The sequence below is a fragment of the Zavarzinia compransoris genome, assembly GCF_003173055.1.
Taxonomy (GTDB): Bacteria; Pseudomonadota; Alphaproteobacteria; order Zavarziniales; family Zavarziniaceae; genus Zavarzinia; species Zavarzinia compransoris.
In genome coordinates this window covers 526,888-545,130 of sequence record NZ_QGLF01000001.1, presented here as the reverse complement: position 1 = coordinate 545,130, position 18,243 = coordinate 526,888, and the positions used below count along the sequence as shown (strand labels likewise).

General features: G+C 69.3%; 15 protein-coding genes. 12 read left to right on the top strand and 3 right to left on the bottom strand.

Annotation, left to right across the window (positions count from 1 at the left end):
- Together acs and DKG75_RS02695 are read left to right on the top strand one after the other, a co-directional pair.
- Entirely contained in the window at nt 1-1,959 is a 1,959-nt protein-coding gene (gene acs / locus DKG75_RS02700; protein WP_109919531.1) for an acetate--CoA ligase, read from the top strand.
- A gap of 169 nt (nt 1,960-2,128) precedes the next feature.
- The gene (locus tag DKG75_RS02695) at nt 2,129-2,623 is read left to right on the top strand and encodes a hypothetical protein (protein ID WP_109919530.1); all 495 of its coding nucleotides are present in this window, start codon (nt 2,129-2,131) and stop codon (nt 2,621-2,623) included.
- Nucleotides 2,624-2,629: 6 nt separating this feature from the next.
- On the opposite strand, the gene pap is transcribed toward DKG75_RS02695, so the two are convergent.
- From pap to DKG75_RS22885, 3 genes are all read right to left on the bottom strand, one after another.
- The gene (pap, locus tag DKG75_RS02690) at nt 2,630-4,159 is read right to left on the bottom strand and encodes a polyphosphate:AMP phosphotransferase (protein WP_109919529.1); all 1,530 of its coding nucleotides are present in this window, start codon (nt 4,157-4,159) and stop codon (nt 2,630-2,632) included.
- Between the two features lie 136 nt (nt 4,160-4,295).
- A complete protein-coding gene (locus DKG75_RS02685) occupies nt 4,296-4,652 on the bottom strand; it encodes a hypothetical protein (protein WP_133636854.1) in 357 nt (118 codons plus the stop codon).
- Between the two features lie 208 nt (nt 4,653-4,860).
- The gene (locus DKG75_RS22885; RefSeq protein WP_133636856.1) at nt 4,861-8,958 is read right to left on the bottom strand and encodes a hypothetical protein; all 4,098 of its coding nucleotides are present in this window, start codon (nt 8,956-8,958) and stop codon (nt 4,861-4,863) included.
- Nucleotides 8,959-9,741: 783 nt separating this feature from the next.
- Between DKG75_RS22885 and DKG75_RS02675 the strand changes: the two genes are divergently transcribed.
- From DKG75_RS02675 to DKG75_RS02625, 10 genes are all read left to right on the top strand, one after another.
- On the top strand, nt 9,742-9,987 hold the full coding sequence (locus DKG75_RS02675) for a hypothetical protein (RefSeq protein WP_109919526.1): 246 nt from the start codon (nt 9,742-9,744) through the stop codon (nt 9,985-9,987).
- Between the two features lie 330 nt (nt 9,988-10,317).
- On the top strand, nt 10,318-11,382 hold the full coding sequence (locus tag DKG75_RS02670) for a hemin-degrading factor (protein WP_109919525.1): 1,065 nt from the start codon (nt 10,318-10,320) through the stop codon (nt 11,380-11,382).
- Between the two features lie 2 nt (nt 11,383-11,384).
- Nucleotides 11,385-12,272: a heme/hemin ABC transporter substrate-binding protein gene (locus DKG75_RS02665; protein ID WP_109919524.1), complete on the top strand. Its 888-nt coding sequence runs from the start codon at nt 11,385-11,387 to the stop codon at nt 12,270-12,272.
- Nucleotides 12,269-13,330 (top strand): FecCD family ABC transporter permease, encoded by a 1,062-nt coding sequence (locus tag DKG75_RS02660; RefSeq protein ID WP_243746486.1) that lies wholly within the window; start codon nt 12,269-12,271, stop codon nt 13,328-13,330. Before DKG75_RS02665 ends, DKG75_RS02660 begins: the two co-directional genes overlap by 4 nt.
- Nucleotides 13,314-14,114: a heme ABC transporter ATP-binding protein gene (locus DKG75_RS02655; protein ID WP_109919522.1), complete on the top strand. Its 801-nt coding sequence runs from the start codon at nt 13,314-13,316 to the stop codon at nt 14,112-14,114. Before DKG75_RS02660 ends, DKG75_RS02655 begins: the two co-directional genes overlap by 17 nt.
- Before the next feature lie 34 nt (nt 14,115-14,148).
- Entirely contained in the window at nt 14,149-14,814 is a 666-nt protein-coding gene (locus tag DKG75_RS02650; protein WP_109919521.1) for a class I SAM-dependent methyltransferase, read from the top strand.
- Between the two features lie 213 nt (nt 14,815-15,027).
- Nucleotides 15,028-15,549, top strand: coding sequence for a Tat pathway signal sequence domain protein (locus DKG75_RS22880; protein ID WP_166646417.1), 522 nt, complete (start codon nt 15,028-15,030; stop codon nt 15,547-15,549).
- 151 nt (nt 15,550-15,700) lie between these two features.
- A complete protein-coding gene (locus DKG75_RS02635; RefSeq protein ID WP_109919518.1) occupies nt 15,701-16,009 on the top strand; it encodes a DUF2849 domain-containing protein in 309 nt (102 codons plus the stop codon).
- 13 nt (nt 16,010-16,022) lie between these two features.
- Entirely contained in the window at nt 16,023-17,678 is a 1,656-nt protein-coding gene (locus tag DKG75_RS02630; protein WP_109919517.1) for a nitrite/sulfite reductase, read from the top strand.
- Nucleotides 17,665-18,153: a DUF934 domain-containing protein gene (locus DKG75_RS02625; protein ID WP_109919516.1), complete on the top strand. Its 489-nt coding sequence runs from the start codon at nt 17,665-17,667 to the stop codon at nt 18,151-18,153. Before DKG75_RS02630 ends, DKG75_RS02625 begins: the two co-directional genes overlap by 14 nt.
- Nucleotides 18,154-18,243: the final 90 nt, after the last annotated feature.

The window sequence follows — 18,243 nt, the reverse complement described above, 5'->3', positions numbered from 1 at the left end:
ATGAGCCAGGACATCTACCCGGTGCCGGCGGGTTTCGCGGCGGGGGCCAGGATTGACGCCTCGGGTTACGAAGCGGCCTATCGCCGCTCGCTCGAAGACCCCGCGGGCTTCTGGGCCGAGGCCGGCAGGCGCCTCGACTGGATCACGCCCTATTCGCCGGACGCCGTGAAGGACGTCTCCTTCGGCGGCCCCGGCGCGGCTTCGGGCGACGTGCACATCCGCTGGTTCCACGACGGCACCCTCAACGTCGCCGCCAACTGCCTCGACCGCCATCTCGGTCCCCGCGGCGACAAGGTCGCCATCCTCTGGGAAGGCGACAATCCCGCTGACAGCCGCGCCATCACCTATCGCCAGCTTCATGCCGAAGTCTCGCGCTTCGCCAATGCCCTGCTCGCCCTCGGCGTCCAGAAGGGCGACCGCGTCACCATCTACCTGCCCATGATCCCGGAAGCCGCCGTCGCCATGCTGGCCTGCGCCCGGATCGGCGCCATCCATTCCATCGTCTTCGGCGGCTTCTCCCCCGACAGCCTCGCCGGCCGCATCGTCGACTGCGGCTCGAAGATCGTCATCACCGCCGACGAGGGCCTGCGCGCCGGCAAGACCGTCCCCCTCAAGGCCAATACCGACAAGGCCCTGGACCAGGCCCCGGGGGTCGAGACCGTCGTCGTCGTCCGCCGCACCGGCGGCAAGATCGGCTTCCAAGAGGGCCGCGACCATTGGTATCACGATCTGATCGCCAAGGCCGATCCGGTCAACGAGCCCGCGCCCCAGAATGCCGAGGATCCCCTCTTCATCCTCTATACCTCGGGTTCCACCGGCAAGCCCAAGGGCGTGCTGCATACCACCGGCGGCTATCTCGTCTATGCCGCCATGACCCATGAATATGTCTTCGACGTCCGCGACGACGACATCTACTGGTGCACCGCCGACGTCGGCTGGGTCACCGGCCATTCCTATATCGTCTATGGCCCGCTCGCCAACGGCGCCACCACCCTCATGTTCGAGGGCGTGCCCACCTACCCGGACGCCTCGCGCTTCTGGCAGGTGATCGACAAATACGGCGTCACCATCTTCTACACCGCCCCCACCGCCATCCGCAGCCTGATGCGCGAGGGCGAGGCCCTGGTCAAGACCACCTCCCGCGCCTCGCTCCGCCTGCTCGGCTCCGTCGGCGAGCCGATCAACCCGGAAGCCTGGGCCTGGTATCACAAGGTCGTCGGCGACGAGCGCTGCCCGATCGTCGATACCTGGTGGCAGACCGAGACCGGCGGCATCCTGATCACGCCGCTGCCCGGCGCCATCGCCCTCAAGCCCGGTTCCGCCACCCTGCCCTTCTTCGGCATCGCGCCCCAGGTGGTCGATGCCGAGGGCAAGGTGCTGGAGGGGGCGACCGAGGGCAATCTCGTCATCGCCGACAGCTGGCCCGGCCAGATGCGCAGCGTCTACGGCGACCACGAGCGCTTCGTGCAGACTTATTTCTCCACCTACCCGGGCAAGTATTTCACCGGCGACGGCTGCCGCCGCGACGAGGACGGCTATTACTGGATCACCGGCCGGGTCGACGACGTGATCAATGTCTCCGGCCACCGCATGGGCACGGCCGAGGTCGAAAGCGCCCTCGTCGCCCACCCCAAGGTGGCCGAGGCCGCCGTCGTCGGCTATCCCCACGACCTCAAGGGCCAGGGCATCTATGCCTATGTCACCCTCAATGCCGGCGAAGACCCGACCGATGCCCTGAAGAAGGACCTCGTCGCCTGGGTCCGGCGCGAGATCGGCCCCATCGCCAGCCCCGACCTGATCCAGTTCGCCCCCGGCCTGCCCAAGACCCGCTCCGGCAAGATCATGCGCCGCATCCTGCGCAAGATCGCCGAGAACGAGTTCGGCGCCCTCGGCGATACCTCCACCCTCGCCGACCCCGGCGTCGTCACCGATCTCATCGAGAACAGGCAGAACAGGTAGGGGCCTTTCTCTCCCTGGCCCGGGCAGGTGTGGGCTTACCCGGTCCGGCAGTCCCCATCCGGCTTTTGTGCCCTGGCCGGATGGGGACTGCATGTGAGCATTACTCATATCGCATTGCGAAATATATCTTCGCGATGCAGTATGGGCGGGCAGTGCTTACGAGGTTGCCATGTTGCGTTCCCTGACCGCGGCGGCCGTTGCCGCCCTTTCCCTCTGCGCGGCCGGCCCGGCTTTCGCCGGCGAAAGCGCCGCCGACCTGTTCCGCGCCCAGAGCGCCCTGTTCGGGCTCGATAGCGTCAACGACAAGATCGTGCTGGGCGGGGCCCATCTGCTGTGCCGCGAGGCGGCCCTGGCCGCCACCACCCCCGAGATGCCCTGGAGCCCGAGCCGGCGGACCGCCCGCTTCGCCTATGGCGACCTCGGCGCGCGGCTGACCGACAGCGCGGCCCGCGCCGATTCCCTGCTGCTCGAGGGCTTGCGCGACGCCGGCGTCATCGACGCCACGCCGGCCACCATCGCCATGCTGGCCGACCGGGTGCACAAGACCCTGGTGTCGCGCCTGTTCCAGGTCAACCCGGCCACTGCCAACGACCTGGCGATCAGCTGCAAGACCCTGGCCGCCGGCGATTTCAACGCCCTGCCCAGCCTGGTCGCCGCCCGCTGACGGCCCTCAGCGGTCGAGGCTGCGTTCGATGGTCTCGACCAGGGTGCGCAGCACCTTGATGCGGGCGTGGTGCTTGTCCTCGGCCTCGACCAGGGTCCAGGGGGCCAGTTCGGTCGAGGTGCGCTGGATCATCTCGATCACCGCCGCGTCGTAGTCGCCGCGCTTTTCCCGGTTGTGCCAATCGTCGGGGGTGATCTTGTAGCGCTTGAAGGCGACCTTCTCGCGCGCCCGGAAGCGTTCCAGCTGTTCCGCCGCCGACACCACCATGAAGAATTTGGCGATGATCATCTCGTGTTCGACCAATTCCTGCTCGAACTCGTTGATCTCGGCATAGGCGCGGCGCCAGACCGGTTCCGGCGCGAAACCGTCCACCCGTTCGACCAGGACACGGCCGTACCACGAGCGGTCGAACATGACCATGCGCCCCTGGGCCGGCAGGTGGCGCCAGAACCGCCACAGATAGGGGTGGGCCCGCTCCTCGTCGCTCGGGGCGGCGATCGGGACGATGCCATAGAAGCGCGGATCCAGCGCCTCGGCGACACGGCGGATCGCCCCGCCCTTGCCCGCGGCGTCATAGCCTTCGAACAGGGCGACGATGCCGTGCCGGCTCAGCTTCTTTTCCCGCGACAGCCGGGCCAGGCGGCCCTGCCAATGGGGCAATTGTTCCCGGTAGTCGTCCTTCGGCAGATGCGCCGTCAGATCGAGCGCGCTCAGCACATCGGTTTCGCCCAGGGTGGCCAGGGGCGGCGGCGCCGCGCGCTTCGCCGCCGCGCGCCGGGGGGTGCGGCGGGGCCGTGCCTTCGCGGCGGCCGCATCCTCGTCCTGGGCGGCCAGCACGCGGGAAATCTCGTCCACCAGGGTGCGGGCGACGGCGATTTCCCGGTAGCAGCGGTCGAGCCCCTCGATCACGAACCAGGGCGCCGCCCCGGTCGAGGTTTCGCGCACCGCCCGTTCGGCGACATTGCGGATCCGGCGATAGGATTTCGCCTGCCGCCAATCCTCCTTGGTCACGCGCCAGGCGGTATCCTCGTCGGCGGCCAGGGCTTCCAGGCGCTTGCGCTGGTCCTTGCGGCCGAGATGGAACCAGAATTTGATGACCAGGGCGCCTTCGTCGACCGCCATCTGCTCGAAGCGCTTGATGCCTTCCAGCCGGGCATCGAAATGCGCCTGGTCGTTGCGCCGGTTGATGCGGTCGATCACCGGCAGGCCGTACCAGCCCGAGAAAAAGACCCCGATCCGGCCCTTGGGCGGCAGGCTGCGCCAGAAGCGCCACATCGGCGGCCGGCAGCGCTCCTCGTCGTTGGGCGGCAGGTCGGGCACCACCTGGACATGGCGGGGATCGAATAATTCGCCGATCAGATGGGCCGATTCACTGCGCCCCGCCCCGGCCAGGCCGGCCAGGACGATCAGGACCTCGGTGCTGCGGCGTTCGATCAGCTGCGATTGCAATTCGATCAGGCGGGCCCGCAAGCGCGGCATTTCCCGCTCGTAAGCCTCGCGCGACAGGGTATTGCCGATTTCCGCACTTTCGAACATGCCGCCTCCGGCCCTGGAGCATTTTCAGGCGCAGCGGAAGCCTGTTCGGCACGATGGCCGCTCCGAACAGGCTTCGGCCTTTCCGCAGCCGGCAGACTCGGCCAGCTTTCATGCCGATGCAACCGCCAATGCGGGATCAGCGCGTTTCCTTGTGCCAGCCCTGGCGGAACATGCAGGCCTCGAACACCGAACGGCGGGGGGCATCGTTCAGGTCCCGCGTCTCCCATTGCTCCGGCACCCAATAGCCGCCGCTGGTCGAGCAGACGTCGCGCTGGCGCTTGCGGTCGTAATGGCAGGTGGTCACCGGCGGCTCCCAATAGGCGGGCACGGCGAGATAGGACTCGAGAACCTGGGGATAGCGGTCATAGCCCTCGACCTCGCAAAAGGCGACGACACGGTCGCGATCAACGTCGGTCGCCCCCGGCTTCTCCCAGGTGGTGCACCCCGCCAGCGCGAAAAGAAGGAGAATGGGCGGCAAAAGGCGCCGGAACATGATGCTGGTCGTCCCTGCATGGACCGGCTCGATCACCGGCCCGCCATTGTCTACCGCTTGCCGGCGGCAGCCTGTAAGCCCCGTCACAGCCGCGCGAAACAATAACGGCGCGAAACAAAAAGGCGATGCAAACGAAAGGGGCCGCGGCATCGCCGCAGCCCCTTCCGATCCGCCCCGGTGCAGGCACCGGGGCCGGGGTTCAGCCCGTTCAGGCCGGCAGCAGGCCGGTGAGCGCGCCGAGCGGATTGTTGGCCGGATCGAGACCCGCGGTAAGCGTGCTGATCAGGCTGCCGAGGACCGGGATGCCCGACAGGGCCGAAGCATCCGGCAGGCCACCGCCCAGAAGGCCGGCGAGCGAGCCGAGGTTGCCGAGACCGGCCAGCGGGTTGCCGCCACCGGCGAGACCGGTGAGCGCGCTCACCAGATCGCCGACCACCGGAATACCGGCCAGCGGGTTGTCACCGGCACCGGGCAGGCCCGGCAGGCTGGGCAGGCCACCGCCGGCGAGACCGGTCAGCGCCGACACCAGATCGCCGACCACCGGAATGCCGGCCAGCGGGTTGTCGCCGGCACCGGGCAGGCCCGGCAGGCTGGGCAGGCCGCCGCTACCGAGGCTGGTCAGCGCCGACACCAAGTCGCCGATCACCGGAATGCCGGCCAGCGGGTTGTCACCAGCACCGGGCAGGCCCGGGAAGCTGGGGATCTGGCCGCTGAGCAGGTCGTTGACCGCATCCAGCACCGGATCCAGCGCGCCGTTGGTCGGGCCGACCAGGGCATCGACCAGCTGGGTCAGGGGAGCGCCGGGCGCCGCCGGGGCGGTCGCCGACTCGAGGGCGCCGGTCAGCGGGGCAAGCGCACCGGTCAGGGGATCGACCAGCGTGTTCACCAGGCCTTCCACCGGCTCCAGCGGGGTGCCGCCGAGCAGGTTGTGGACCACGCCCTGCACTTCGCCGATCAGGCCGGTGGTGATGGGCGCGCCGCCCCCGGGAAGACCCGGCAGGCCGCCGGCGAGCAGATCGCCGAGGACCGGGATACCGGCCAGCGGGTTGCTGCCGCCACCGGGCAGGCCGGGCAGGCCGCCCAGCAGGTCGCCGAGCACCGGGATGCCGGCCAGCGGATTGTCGCCGCCACCCGGCAGGCCGCCGGCGAGCAGGTCGCCAAGGACCGGAATGCCGGCCAGCGGGTTGTCACCGCCCGGGAGGCCCGGGAAGCTGGGGATCTGGCCGCTGAGCAGGTCGTTGACCGCATCCAGCACCGGATCCAGCGCGCCATTGGCCGGGCCGGCCAGGGCATCGACCAGCTGGGTCAGGGGAGCGCCGGGGCCCGTCGGGGCGGTGGCCGACTCGAGGGCGCCGGTCAGCGGGGCGAGCGCACCGGTCGAGGGATCGACCAGCGTGTTCACCAAGCCTTCCACCGGCTCCAGCGGGGTGCCGCCGAGCAGGTTGTGGACCACGCCCTGCACTTCGCCGATCAGGCCGGTGGTGACGGGCGCGCCGCCCCCGGGAAGGCCGGGCAGGCCGCCGCCGAGCAGATCGCCAAGCACCGGGATACCGGCCAGCGGGTTGTCGCCGCCACCCGGCAGGCCGGGCAGGCCGCCGCCGAGCAGGTCGCCGAGGACCGGAATGCCGGCCAGCGGGTTGTCACCGCCCGGGAGGCCCGGGAGGCCCGGGACCTGGCCGCTGAGCAGGTCGTTGACCGCATCCAGCACCGGATCCAGCGCGCCATTGGCCGGACCGGCCAGGGCATCGACCAGCTGGGTCAGGGGAGCGCCGGGGCCCGTCGGGGCGGTGGCATCCTCAAGGGCGCCGGTCAGCGGGGCAAGCGCACCGGTCGAGGGATCGACCAGCGTGTTCACCAGGCCTTCCACCGGCTCCAGCGGGGTGCCGCCGAGCAGGTTGTGGACCACGCCCTGCACTTCGCCGATCAGGCCGGTGGTAACGGGCGCGCCGCCGCCGGGAAGGCCGGGCAGGCCGCCGCCGAGGAGATCGCCAAGCACCGGGATACCGGCCAGCGGGTTGTCGCCACCACCCGGCAGGCCGGGCAGGCCGCCGCCGAGCAGGTCGCCGAGGACCGGAATGCCGGCCAGCGGGTTGTCACCGCCGCCCGGGAGGCCCGGGACCTGGCCGCTGAGCAGGTCGTTGACCGCATCCAGCACCGGATCCAGCGCGCCATTGGCCGGACCGGCCAGGGCATCGACCAGCTGGGTCAGGGGAGCGCCGGGACCGGTCGGGGCGGTGGCATCCTCAAGGGCGCCGGTCAGCGGGGCGAGCGCACCGGTCGAGGGATCGACCAGCGTGTTCACCAGGCCTTCCACCGGCTCCAGCGGGGTGCCGCCGAGCAGGTTGTGAACCACGCCCTGCACTTCGCCGATCAGGCCGGTGGTGACGGGCGCGCCGCCGCCGGGAAGGCCGGGCAGGCCGCCGCCGAGCAGATCGCCAAGCACCGGGATACCGGCCAGCGGGTTGTCGCCGCCACCCGGCAGGCCGGGCAGGCCGCCGCCGAGCAGGTCGCCGAGGATCGGGATACCGGCCAGCGGGTTGTCACCGCCGCCCGGCAGGCCGGGCAGGCCCGGCAGGCCGTCGACCGTCAGCAGATCGGCCACGGCATCGAGCACCGGATCAAGCTCGCCGTTCTGGGCGCCGGCGAGGCCGTCGACGATTTCGGTCAGCGCGGCCGCCGGGGCATTGCCGCCGACCAAGGTCGCGTCGTTCAGGGCACCCGTCAGCGGCGCCAGGGCACCGGTGGTGGGATCGACCAGCATGTTGACCACATCGGTCAGCGGATCGAGGACGGTGCCCGACAGGAGATTGTCGGTCACGCCCTGAACCGTATCGATCAGGCCGCCGTTGGTGTTGCCGCTGTCGGCGTTCTGCGACAGCAGGTCCTGCACGCCGTTGGTGGTCGAGCCGAGCGTGCTGCCGCCCGGATTGGCCAGGGCATCGACGATTTCCGTGACGCCGGCGAGCGGCGCATTGGCCGCCACATTGGTGGCATCGTTGAGAGCGCCGGTCAGCGGGGCGAGCACACCGGTCGAGGGATCGACCAGCATGTCGATGCCGTCGGCCAGCTGCGCGGCCGGGGTGCCGTCGAGCAGACCGCCGGCGACATCCTGCACGAGGTCGATCAGGCCGCCAGAATAGTCGCTGCTGTTGGCATTCTGGCTGACTACGTCCTGCAGACCGTCGACCACGCCGCCGAGGGTGGAGTTGGAGCCGCCGGCCAGGGCATCGACGATGTCATTGACCGGGGAGAGCGGCCCGCCGGCCACGCTGTCGGTCACATCGTTCAGCGGACCGGTCAGCGGCGCCAGGGCGCCGGTCTCCGGATCGACCAGCGTGTTCACGCCGTCGACCAGCGGCTGCAGCGGCGTGCCGCCGAGGACGTTGTTCACGACGTCCTGCACGGTGTCGATCAGGCCGTTGCTGGTCGGCGTCGGGGTGGGGGTCGGCGTCGGGGTGGGAGTCGGCGTGGGCGTCGGAGTCGGGGTCGGCGTAGGCGTCGGGGTGGGAGTCGGCGTCGGCGTGGGGGTCGGCGTCGGGGTCGGGGTGGGCGTCGCCGACGGCAGGTTGCCGCCCGCGGCCTGGCTGATCTGGCGCAGGCCGAAACCGGCCCCGGCGAGGTTGAAGAAGCTGGTGCGGAGCGCGCCCGAGCGCTGGGTCTCCATCAGCGACGGCCCACCGGCCTGCTTGGTCCGGTCGCTCGCCAGCAGCGAGGTCGCGGGGGTCAGGTAGAAGCGCAGGCCGCCGATGCCGGTCGCCCCATCCTCGTCGATGAGGGCGGTGGCGAACAGCGACAGGCCGGGCACATCGGTCACGGCCAGTTCGGCACCGACGTCGCCGCCCCAGCCGGTGGCATCGGACCAGGCGACGCCGGCGCCCAGGCGGAAGTTCGGGTCGACATAGATCGCAGCACCGACGCGGCCGAGGAACGAACCATCGGTCAGATCACCCCACTGGTAACCCGCCAGGGCCTCGAGGGTGATGTTGTCGATATAGTATTCGCCGATGGCGGAGGCAGCGTATTGCTTCTGGCCTTCCAGATAATAGCCGCCGCCGGCGATGCCGATCATGAACTGGTTGGGATTGCGGTAGAAGAACTGGGCGCCGCCGCCGGCGAAGCCGACCTCGTCCGCCGCGACGCCGGCGATGGCGTCGAACTGCAGGCCGAAGTCCTGACCGATGGGCAGGGCAACCGAGGCGGAACCACCATAGAGCGTGCCGTTGTCGTCACCGCCGCCGAACAGGTCGAACTTGCCGCTGACCCCGGCAACCGCCTGCGAATCATAGCCGAAGCCCGACACCGGCACGGCATCCTGCGCACCGCTGAGGGTCGCAACAGCCAGGGTGGAAACCAACGCGGTCGAGGAAAGGACGAGCCTCAGTCGCTTGCTGGATGTGGTCGTGGTGGGTACGCGCTGCCCGTGTTTCATTTCTTCCGCCTCGCCAGCACAAAAAACGTGCCTCTTGCTTGCAGTGCCCGAAGCCGTCCGGATCGTCAAAATCAGCTACCCCCATATTGGCAAAGCAACACACCAAATCAGGGGCAACATCATTCATTTCTGCTGCATCACGCAGATTTCACGCCGAGATGCAGAGTCGAGCCAAACGGCCTTACGGATTCGATCATGTGAGGCCAACGAACTCAGATCGACCACGAACGTCGCCGGAATAGAGAGAACCAGCCGTTGCTTCCACCAAACTGGTTGGATAAACCCGGTCTCTGCCGATGGTCCTGGCCCCGTCAATCTATTCTTTACCATGACCAGGATTTACGCCCCGGCCTTAACCATAATTGTTAACCATATCTGAAATGGCGACGGCCGGCGGCGCGTGCGCAACCGGTTACGCCCGCCGGCGCCGGTGCAAAAGATGAACCGGCGTTGCGTCTCGGCAACGCCCCCCACCCTCGCCCCCCCTCGCTCCCATGCCGGGGCCGCCTGTGACGGCCGTCACGCGGATTTGGGGCATTGTGTGAGCTTGCTCACTTACCGGGGCGGCGGCGGCCGCTAAAGTCCACATCAGGTCAGGGCGACGAAGCGAAGCCCTAAACCGGTAGCACCTTCAACAGACCCTTGATCGGGAGAGGCACCATGAGCAACGAACTGAGCATCAAGCGCGGTACCAAGGTCGACGCCGCCGACGCCGCCAGCATCGACAAGACCAAGCTCGGCATCCTGCTGGCCAAGCCGCCGCAGAACGAGACCGAAGGCCAGGCCGCCTACAGCGGCTACACCCAGTGCCCCTGGTGCGGCCACGTCGGCTGGACCGTCGGCCTCGACACCAACTACTATGTGAACATCGTCTGCGGCGCCTGCGGCGGTTACTTCCGCGCCTGATCGCCCTCCCCGGGGGCGACAGGCCCCCGCGGACACCGATAATCGACGGCCCGGCTGCCCCGCAGCCGGGCCGTTCGTCTTTTCCGCTCGACTTCGTCTTTTCCGCTCGACTTCGTCTTTTCCGCTCGACTTCGTCTTTTCCGCTCGACTTCGTTTTTTCCGATCAACTTCGTTTTTTCCGATCACAGGGGCCGGCCCGCAAGCACGGGCGATTGACAGGCCCCCGCGCGCATGCGATTGCGAATGCGTTGCATCTGCGGGCGAATTTCCGCGCCCTGGCGGTCCTGACGATCGCCGCCCCGCGACGCCCAGCCCGGAAGCCGAGTGACCATGCCTGACGATTTTCCCCCTACCCCCGTCCTTGCAGACGATCTGGCGCGCCGACTCGCCGATCTGAAGACCAGCGAGCCCAACCTGCGGGCCCGCGACCTGGCGGCCCGCCTCGGCATCAGCGAGGCGGAACTGGTCGCGCTGTCGTGCGGCGACGGCACGGTGCGGCTGACCGGCCCCTTCGGCGACATCCTGCAGCGCCTGCCCGACCTCGGCCCGATCATGGCGCTGACCCGGAACGAGCAATGCGTGCATGAAAAGGTCGGGCGCTTCGACAAGGTCTCGGTCGAGGGGCGGATGGGCCTGGTGCTCGATCCCGAGATCGACCTCCGCGTCTTCCTGTGGCATTGGCACAGCGGCTTCGCCCTGACCGAGGCGACCAAGGACGGCCCGCGCCGCAGCCTCCAGTTCTTCGATGCCGACGGCACCGCCATTCATAAGGTATACCTGCGTCCCGAAAGCGACCTCGCCGCCTTCGAGCGGCTGAGCGCCGATTTCCGGGCCGACGACCAGTCGCGGGCACAGGCGGTCACCCCGCGCCCGGCCGCCGCGGTGCCGAAGGCGGACGAGGCCATCGACCTGGACGGCTTCCGCGCCGGCTGGCGCGGCCTGACCGATACCCATGATTTCTTCAACCTGCTGCGCAGCTTCGAGGTTCAGCGCGAACAGGGCCTGCGCCTGATCGGCCGGGAATTCTCCCGCCCGCTCGACCCGGCGGCGCCCAAGCACATTCTGGAACAGGCGGCCGCCAGCGGCCTGCCGATCATGATCTTCGTCGGCAGCGCGGGCGTGATCCAGATCCACACCGGCACGGTCGCCCGCATCGTCGAGATGGGCCCCTGGCTGAACGTCATGGACCCCGGCTTCAACCTGCACCTGCGCGCCGATCTCGTCGCCAGCGCCTATGCGGTCGAAAAGCCGACCAGCGACGGCACCGTCACCTCGGTCGAGATCTTCGACGCCGAGGGCGGCCTGATCGCCATGTTCTTCGGCAAGCGCAAGCCCGGGGAACCGGAACTCCAGCCGTGGCGGGACCTGGTCGCCGGCCTGCCGGAACGCGCCTGACCATGGCCATACTGACCAGGCGCGGAACCGCCGGCCTGATGGCCGCGGCCCTGCTGGCGCCCCTGCTGGCCCGGCCCCGGCCGGCCGCGGCCGCGGCCGCGGCGCCGGCGCGAATCATTTCCCTCGACGGTTCGGCGACGGAAATCTTCTACCTGCTGGGCGAGGAAGGCCGGCTGGTCGCGACCGACCTGACCAGCACCTACCCGCCGGCCGCCGCCGCCCTGCCCAAGATCGGCTATGTCCGCGCGCTCACCGCCGAGGGCATCGTGGCCCAGCGCCCCGACCTGATCCTGGCCCCGATCGACGCCGGCCCGCCGTCCACCATCCAGCAACTGGAGGCAGCGGGGATTCCGATCCGCCACCTGCCGGACAATCCGCGCCCGGATGGTGTCGCGGAAAAGATCCGCGCCGTCGCCGACCTCGTCGGCAAGCCCGAAGCGGGCGAGGCGCTGGCCCGCGACGTCATCGACCGTTTCGCCGCCGCCGAAAAGGCGGTGGCCGCCACCACCAGCCGGCCGAAAGTGCTGTTCCTGCTCGACCTCGGCAAGGGCGCGCCGCTTGCCGGGGGCAATTCGACCTCGGCCGATGCCATGATCGGCCTCGCCGGCGGCATCAATGCAGTGGCGGAGGTGAAGGGGTTCCGTCCGGTCTCGACCGAGGCGATCGTCGCCGCCGCCCCCGATGTCGTGCTCGTCATGGGCCATGTGGCGGAACGGCTCGGCGGGCCCGAGGGAATCGCCAAACTGTCGCCCATCGACCAGACCCCGGCCGGCCGGAACGGCCGCATCGTCGCCATGGATGCGCTTTACCTGCTCGGTTTCGGGCCGCGTTCGCCGGATGCGGTGCTGGACCTTGCCCGTTCCCTGCACCCCGAGATGACAACCCCATGATGGGCGATGTCGCCGTCGGCCCCGCGCCCCTGGCCGCCGCCACCCGCCTGCGCCGCCACCGGCTGATCCTGGGCGGTCTCGCCCTGGTGGTCGCCGTGGTCGCGCTGGCCGGCCTCGGCCTCGGCCAGGTCCCCATACCGCCGGCCGAGATCATCGCCATGCTGCTGGGCGGAACCCCGGCCGATCCGACCCATGGCGCTGTCCTTTTCGCCATCCGCCTGCCCCGCGTGGTTCTCGGCCTGCTGGTCGGCGCCGGGCTGGCGGTCGCCGGGGCCGCCTTCCAGGGCCTGTTCCGCAACCCCCTGGCCGATCCCGGGATCCTGGGGGTTTCCTCCGGCGGGACCTTGGGCGCGGTCGGCTTCATCGTGCTCGGCCCGGCGCTCGGCGTCGATTTCGCCGGCATCCATGCCCTGCCGCTGGCCGCCTTCGTCGGCGCGCTCGGGGCGACCGTGCTGGTCGCACGGGTGGCGGCGCTTGCTGGGGGCTCCACCGCGGCGCTGCTGCTGGCCGGGGTCGCCATCGCCGCGCTGGCCAGCGCCGGCACCGGTTTCCTCGTCTTCCTCGGCGACGACCAGCAATTGCGCGCCCTGGTGTTCTGGACCATGGGCAGCCTTTCGGCCGCCCCGCTGGAGGCGATCGCCTTCGCCCTGCCCGCGCTGCTGGCGCCGGTCATCCTGCTGCCCTGGCTGGCACGGGCGCTGGACGCCATGCTGCTGGGCGAGCGGGAGGCGCAGCACCTGGGGCTCAATGTCACCGTTTTGAAACGAATCGTCGTGGTCGTGACCAGTGTCGGGGTCGGGGCCGCGGTGGCGCTTGCGGGCGTCATCGGTTTCATCGGCCTGATGGCGCCCCATCTCGCCCGCATGGCGCTCGGCCCCGGCCATCGCCTGCTGCTGCCCGCCGCCGGGCTGATCGGCGCCGCCCTCGTCCTGGCCGCCGATATCTTCGCCCGCCTCGCGGTGGCGCCGGCCGAACTGCCGGTCGGGATCGTCACCGGTTGCATGGGCGGGCCGTTCTTCCTCTGGCTTCTGGTGCGTCGCCATGCTCGTCGCGCGTGATGTCTCCGCCGTTCTCGGCGACCGCCGCCGCATCGTCGACCGGGTCGATATTGCCGTCGTCCCGGGGCGCGTGACCGCGGTCATCGGGCCGAACGGCGCCGGCAAGTCGACATTGCTGCGCCTGATCGCGGGCGAACTGGCACCCGCCGCGGGTACCGTCACCCTGAACGGCACGCCGCTTTCCGCCTGGCGCAGCCGCGAGCGGGCCCGGCAGCTCGCGGTGCTGCCGCAGAGCACGACCCTCGACTTCGCCTTCCGGGTCGAGGAAGTGGTCGGCCTCGGCCGCCTGCCCCATGGCGACGACGAAACCAGGGGCCGTGGCCACCGGGTGGTGACCGCCGCGCTGGACGCGGTCGGTCTCGGCGCCTTCGCCGAGCGTCTCTACCCCACCCTGTCGGGCGGGGAACAGCAGCGGGTACAATTGGCCCGCTGCCTCGCCCAGGTCGACCTGCTGCCCGACGAGACGCCGGCCGCCCCGCGTTACCTGCTGCTGGACGAGCCGACCACCAGCCTCGACCCCGCGCATCAACTGTCGGTGCTGGCTTTGGCGCGCCGCCTGGCCGCCCGCGGCCTGGGCGTGCTGGCCGTGCTGCACGACCTCGGCCTTGCCGCCAGCATCGCCGACGAACTTGTGGTCATGGCGGCGGGGCGGGTGGTCGCGGCCGGACCGCCGCGCGAGACATTGACCACGCAGCTGATCGCCGACGTCTATGGCATCGAGGCCATGGTGCTGCCCAATCCGGCGGGGCCGGGCGTGCTGGTGGCGCCGCGCTTTGCCGCTTGAACCCGGGCCCGGCCTCGGCCAGCCTGGGGCCACCATGGATCTCGCCCCGATCAACGACCGCCGCCGCTTCATCGTCGAGAATACCGACGTGCTGACGCCGCCCCACACGCCCGAAATCCGCCTGCATCTGGCCAGCGAGGCGCTGGACCTCTGGCAGCGCACCGAGGATGAACTGGGCCGATTGGGCCTGCCGCCGCCGTTCTGGGCCTTCGCCTGGGCCGGCGGCCAGGCGCTGGCCCGTTATATCCTGGACCATCCGGACCTCGTGCGCGGGCGCCGCGTGTTCGATTTCGCCGCCGGTTCGGGCATCGTCGCCATCGCCGCCCTGATGGCGGGGGCCGCCGGCGCCGAAGCCAATGAGATCGACGATTTCGCCCTGGCCGCCCTGCCCCTCAACGCGGCCTTGAACGATGTAACGCTGGCGGCCTGCCCGGGCGACGTCATCGGGCGCCTGGACCTCGAGGCCGATATCGTCTTCGCCGGCGACGTCTGCTACGAGCGGCCGATGGCGGAGCGGGTGACCGACTGGCTGGCGGCGCTGGCCGCCGCCGGCAAGGAGGTGCTGATCGGAGACCCGGGGCGTTCCTACCTGGCGCGCGAACGGCTGCGGAAAGTCGCCGAATACGAAGTCCCGGTTTCCCGCGCGCTGGAGGACGCCGAGGTCAAGCGGACCGCCGTCTGGCGCTTCGCCGGGGCCTGAAACCATGATTTCCGATCACCTGCCGGCGGGGATGCGCCCGGCTCTTGGCTTGCGCCGTCGCGGGCTTCGCTTCATGCTCGCGCCGGTTCGCTTCGACTTAGAGCCTGTCCGCTTCATACTGAAGCGGACAGGCTCCAGGCTTATGCGTGGCCGTTTGTCTTTTTCGATTTTGGCTGATTCCGCCAAAATCGGACAAACTCTAGCGAGGATCGCATGACTGTTCTCCCGATGGCTGCCGCTCTCCGCCTCCGCTTCCTGGTGCCTGCCGCGCTCTGCCTTGCCGCCGCCGGTGCCCAAGCCCAGGCGCCGGAAACCCCGGCCGCGCCGGTCCCCGCCCCCGCCCCTGCCGAGGCGGCGCCGGCTGCCCCTGCGCCCGCCCCGGCCGCCGATGCCATCCTGATCGAATTGAACAAGCTGGAGCCCCAGGCCGAGGCCTGCCGCGCCTATCTGGTGCTGAACAATCCCGCCGGGCCCGATATCACCGACCTCAAGCTGGACCTGATCCTGTTCAACCAGGACCAGGTGATCGAGCGGCGCATCGCCGTCGGCCTGTCGCCGCTGCCGGCCGGCAAGACCACCGTGAAGCTGTTCGACATCCAGGGCCAGGACTGCGCCCGCGTCGGCAGCGTGCTGATCAACGAAGTGATGGCGTGCAACAGCACCGAAGGCGCCGTGCCGGATTGCACCAAGCGCATTGCCCCCTCCTCCCGCGTCGGGGCCAAATTGTTCAAATAGGCGGAAAGCCCTGGTTTCCGGCCGGCTCCGGTGTCGGCCGGATTAGAACACGAAATTTTCGTGGAATACCAAATTATCCCACCGTCCCTTGACCTTCGCAGGTGCAAGGCGTATCACCCACGGTCTGAATGCAGGTCGTGGTCGTGGTGCGATGAAGGTTCTGACAGCGAACAGGCTGAGTGACGGTGTCGTCGTCTATATCGGCGCGGGCGAGGCCTGGGTCGAGGATCTGGCCCTGGCCGCCGTCGTGACCGACGAGGCGGGCGAGACCCGGTTGCAGGCCGCCGCCGCGGCGGCGATCAAGGCGCGCCAGGTGGTCGGCGCCTATCTGATGCCCGCGACCGTCGAGGACGGCAAGGTCCTGCCGGTGTCCGTGCGCGAGCGGATTCGCGCCGCCGGCCCCTCGAACCGCACCGACCTTGGCAAGCAGGCCGACCGGCCCGCTGCCGCCGCCCGCTGAGGGAGAGGCCCCGATGTACCGTTACGATGAATTCGACCAGACGGCGGTCGACGAGCGCGTCGCCCAGTTCCGGGGTCAGGTCGCACGCCGCCTGAAGGGCGAGATCACCGAGGACCAGTTCAAGCCGCTGCGCCTGATGAACGGCCTCTATCTCCAGCTGCACGCCTATATGCTGCGGGTCGCCATTCCCTATGGCACGCTGTCGTCGCGCCAGCTGCGCATGCTGGCCCATATCGCCCGCAAGTACGACAAGGGTTACGGCCATTTCACCACGCGCCAGAACATCCAGTACAACTGGCCGCGCCTGGTCGATACGCCGGACATCCTGGCCGATCTCGCCACCGTCGAGATGCACGGCATCCAGACCTCGGGCAATTGCATCCGCAACGTGACCTCGGACCCCTTCGCCGGCGCCGCGGCGGACGAGGTCGAGGACCCCCGCCCCTGGTGCGAGATCATCCGCCAGTGGTCGACCTTCCATCCGGAATTCTCCTACCTGCCGCGGAAGTTCAAGATCGCGGTGACCGGTGCCGAGCGCGACCGCGCCGCGATCAAGCTGCACGACATCGGCATCCGCGTGGTGCGCAACGCGGCGGGCGAGACCGGCTTCGAATTCTGGATCGGCGGCGGCATGGGCCGGACCCCGATCATCGCCAAGAAGATCCGGGATTTCGTCTCGAAGGCGGACCTGCTCGACTATGCGACCGCCTGCCTGCGCGTCTACAACGAATTGGGCCGGCGCGACAATATCTACAAGGCGCGAATCAAGATCCTGGTCCATGAGATGGGCCTCGACAAATATGCCGCCGCGGTCGACGAGGAATTCGCCCGCATCCGCGGCACGGTGAAACTGCCCGAGACCGAGATCGAGCGGATCAAGGCCTATTTCGCCCCGCCCGCCTATGAGACCCTGCCCGCGACCTCCGCCGGCCATGAGGCGAAGCGCTTCGAGGACCGGGGCTTCCGCGATTTCACCAGGACCAATGTCCACGCCCACAAGCAGCCGGGCTATGCCATCGTCTCGGTCTCGCTGAAGGCGAACGGCATCGCCCCGGGCGACGCCACGGCGGAGCAGATGGAGGCGGTCGCCGATATCGCCGAGCGCTATTCGCTGGACGAACTCCGCGTCACCCATGAGCAGAACCTGGTGCTGCCCCATGTGAAGCTGGACGATGTCCATACCGTCTGGCAGGCGCTGAAGGCGGCGGGCCTCGGCACCGCCAATATCGGCCTGATTTCCGATATCATCTGCTGCCCCGGCCTCGACTATTGCGATCTGGCCAATGCCCGTTCCATCCCGGTCGCCGAGGAGATCCAGCAGCGTTTCGCCGACCTGGAGCGCCAGCACGCCATCGGCAACCTGAAGATCAAGATGTCGGGCTGCATCAATGCCTGCGGCCACCACCATGTCGGCCATATCGGCATTCTCGGCGTCGACAAGCACGGCCAGGAACTCTACCAGCTTCAGCTCGGCGGCTCGGGGGCGGAGGATGCCTCGCTCGGCCAGATCACCGGCGCCGGCTTCCCGCCGGAAAAGATCGTCGGCGCGATCGAGACCGTGGTCGCAACCTACCTGCGCCTGCGCGCCGGCGACGAGGAGGAATTCCTCGCCTGCTATCGCCGCGTCGGCATGGCTCCTTTCAAGGCGGCACTCAATGAAGCTCGTTAAGGACGGCGCCCCCGTCGCCGACGAATGGACCACGGTCGCCGATGACGCCGACCTGCCGGAGGGCGGCGCCGTCATCGTCTCGCTTGCCCGTTTCAAGGCGGAACGGGACAAGCTGGTCGGGCGGAACGCCCCCATCGGCCTGCGCCTGAAATCGAACGAGCCGCCTTCGGCCGTGGCCGAGGACCTGGAGCGCTTCTCGGTCGTCGCCCTGGAATTCCCGATCTTCCGCGACGGCCGGGCCTATAGCCACGCCAGCCAGCTGCGCGGCCGCTTCGCCTTCCAGGGCGAGATCCGCGCCGTCGGCGACGTGCTGTGGGACCAGATCCCCAACATGCTCCGCTGCGGCTTCGACGCCTTCGAGGTGCCGGACGACTTCCCGCTCGAAGCCTTCGCCGAGGCGAAGACCGTCTTCACCAACATCTACCAGCCCGATACGTCGGGCCGGCCGACGGTGTTCGAACGGCGCCATGGCTGAACCCCCGGAAAAGGGCGGCCTGCCCGCGCCTCTGTGGGCGAGCGGGCTCGTCCTTCTCGGGCTCGGCGTATTGTGGCTGCTGCTTAGCTG

What these genes read in the sequence shown, in the direction of transcription:
- acs (WP_109919531.1), top strand. Translation starts at nt 1, where the DNA reads ATGAGCCAGGACATCTACCCGGTGCCGGCGGGTTTCGCGGCGGGGGCC.
- DKG75_RS02695 (WP_109919530.1), top strand. Translation starts at nt 2,129, where the DNA reads ATGTTGCGTTCCCTGACCGCGGCGGCCGTTGCCGCCCTTTCCCTCTGC.
- pap (WP_109919529.1), bottom strand. Translation starts at nt 4,159, where the DNA reads ATGTTCGAAAGTGCGGAAATCGGCAATACCCTGTCGCGCGAGGCTTAC.
- DKG75_RS02685 (WP_133636854.1), bottom strand. Translation starts at nt 4,652, where the DNA reads ATGTTCCGGCGCCTTTTGCCGCCCATTCTCCTTCTTTTCGCGCTGGCG.
- DKG75_RS02675 (WP_109919526.1), top strand. Translation starts at nt 9,742, where the DNA reads ATGAGCAACGAACTGAGCATCAAGCGCGGTACCAAGGTCGACGCCGCC.
- DKG75_RS02670 (WP_109919525.1), top strand. Translation starts at nt 10,318, where the DNA reads ATGCCTGACGATTTTCCCCCTACCCCCGTCCTTGCAGACGATCTGGCG.
- DKG75_RS02665 (WP_109919524.1), top strand. Translation starts at nt 11,385, where the DNA reads ATGGCCATACTGACCAGGCGCGGAACCGCCGGCCTGATGGCCGCGGCC.
- DKG75_RS02660 (WP_243746486.1), top strand. Translation starts at nt 12,269, where the DNA reads ATGATGGGCGATGTCGCCGTCGGCCCCGCGCCCCTGGCCGCCGCCACC.
- DKG75_RS02655 (WP_109919522.1), top strand. Translation starts at nt 13,314, where the DNA reads ATGCTCGTCGCGCGTGATGTCTCCGCCGTTCTCGGCGACCGCCGCCGC.
- DKG75_RS02650 (WP_109919521.1), top strand. Translation starts at nt 14,149, where the DNA reads ATGGATCTCGCCCCGATCAACGACCGCCGCCGCTTCATCGTCGAGAAT.
- DKG75_RS22880 (WP_166646417.1), top strand. Translation starts at nt 15,028, where the DNA reads ATGACTGTTCTCCCGATGGCTGCCGCTCTCCGCCTCCGCTTCCTGGTG.
- DKG75_RS02635 (WP_109919518.1), top strand. Translation starts at nt 15,701, where the DNA reads ATGAAGGTTCTGACAGCGAACAGGCTGAGTGACGGTGTCGTCGTCTAT.
- DKG75_RS02630 (WP_109919517.1), top strand. Translation starts at nt 16,023, where the DNA reads ATGTACCGTTACGATGAATTCGACCAGACGGCGGTCGACGAGCGCGTC.
- DKG75_RS02625 (WP_109919516.1), top strand. Translation starts at nt 17,665, where the DNA reads ATGAAGCTCGTTAAGGACGGCGCCCCCGTCGCCGACGAATGGACCACG.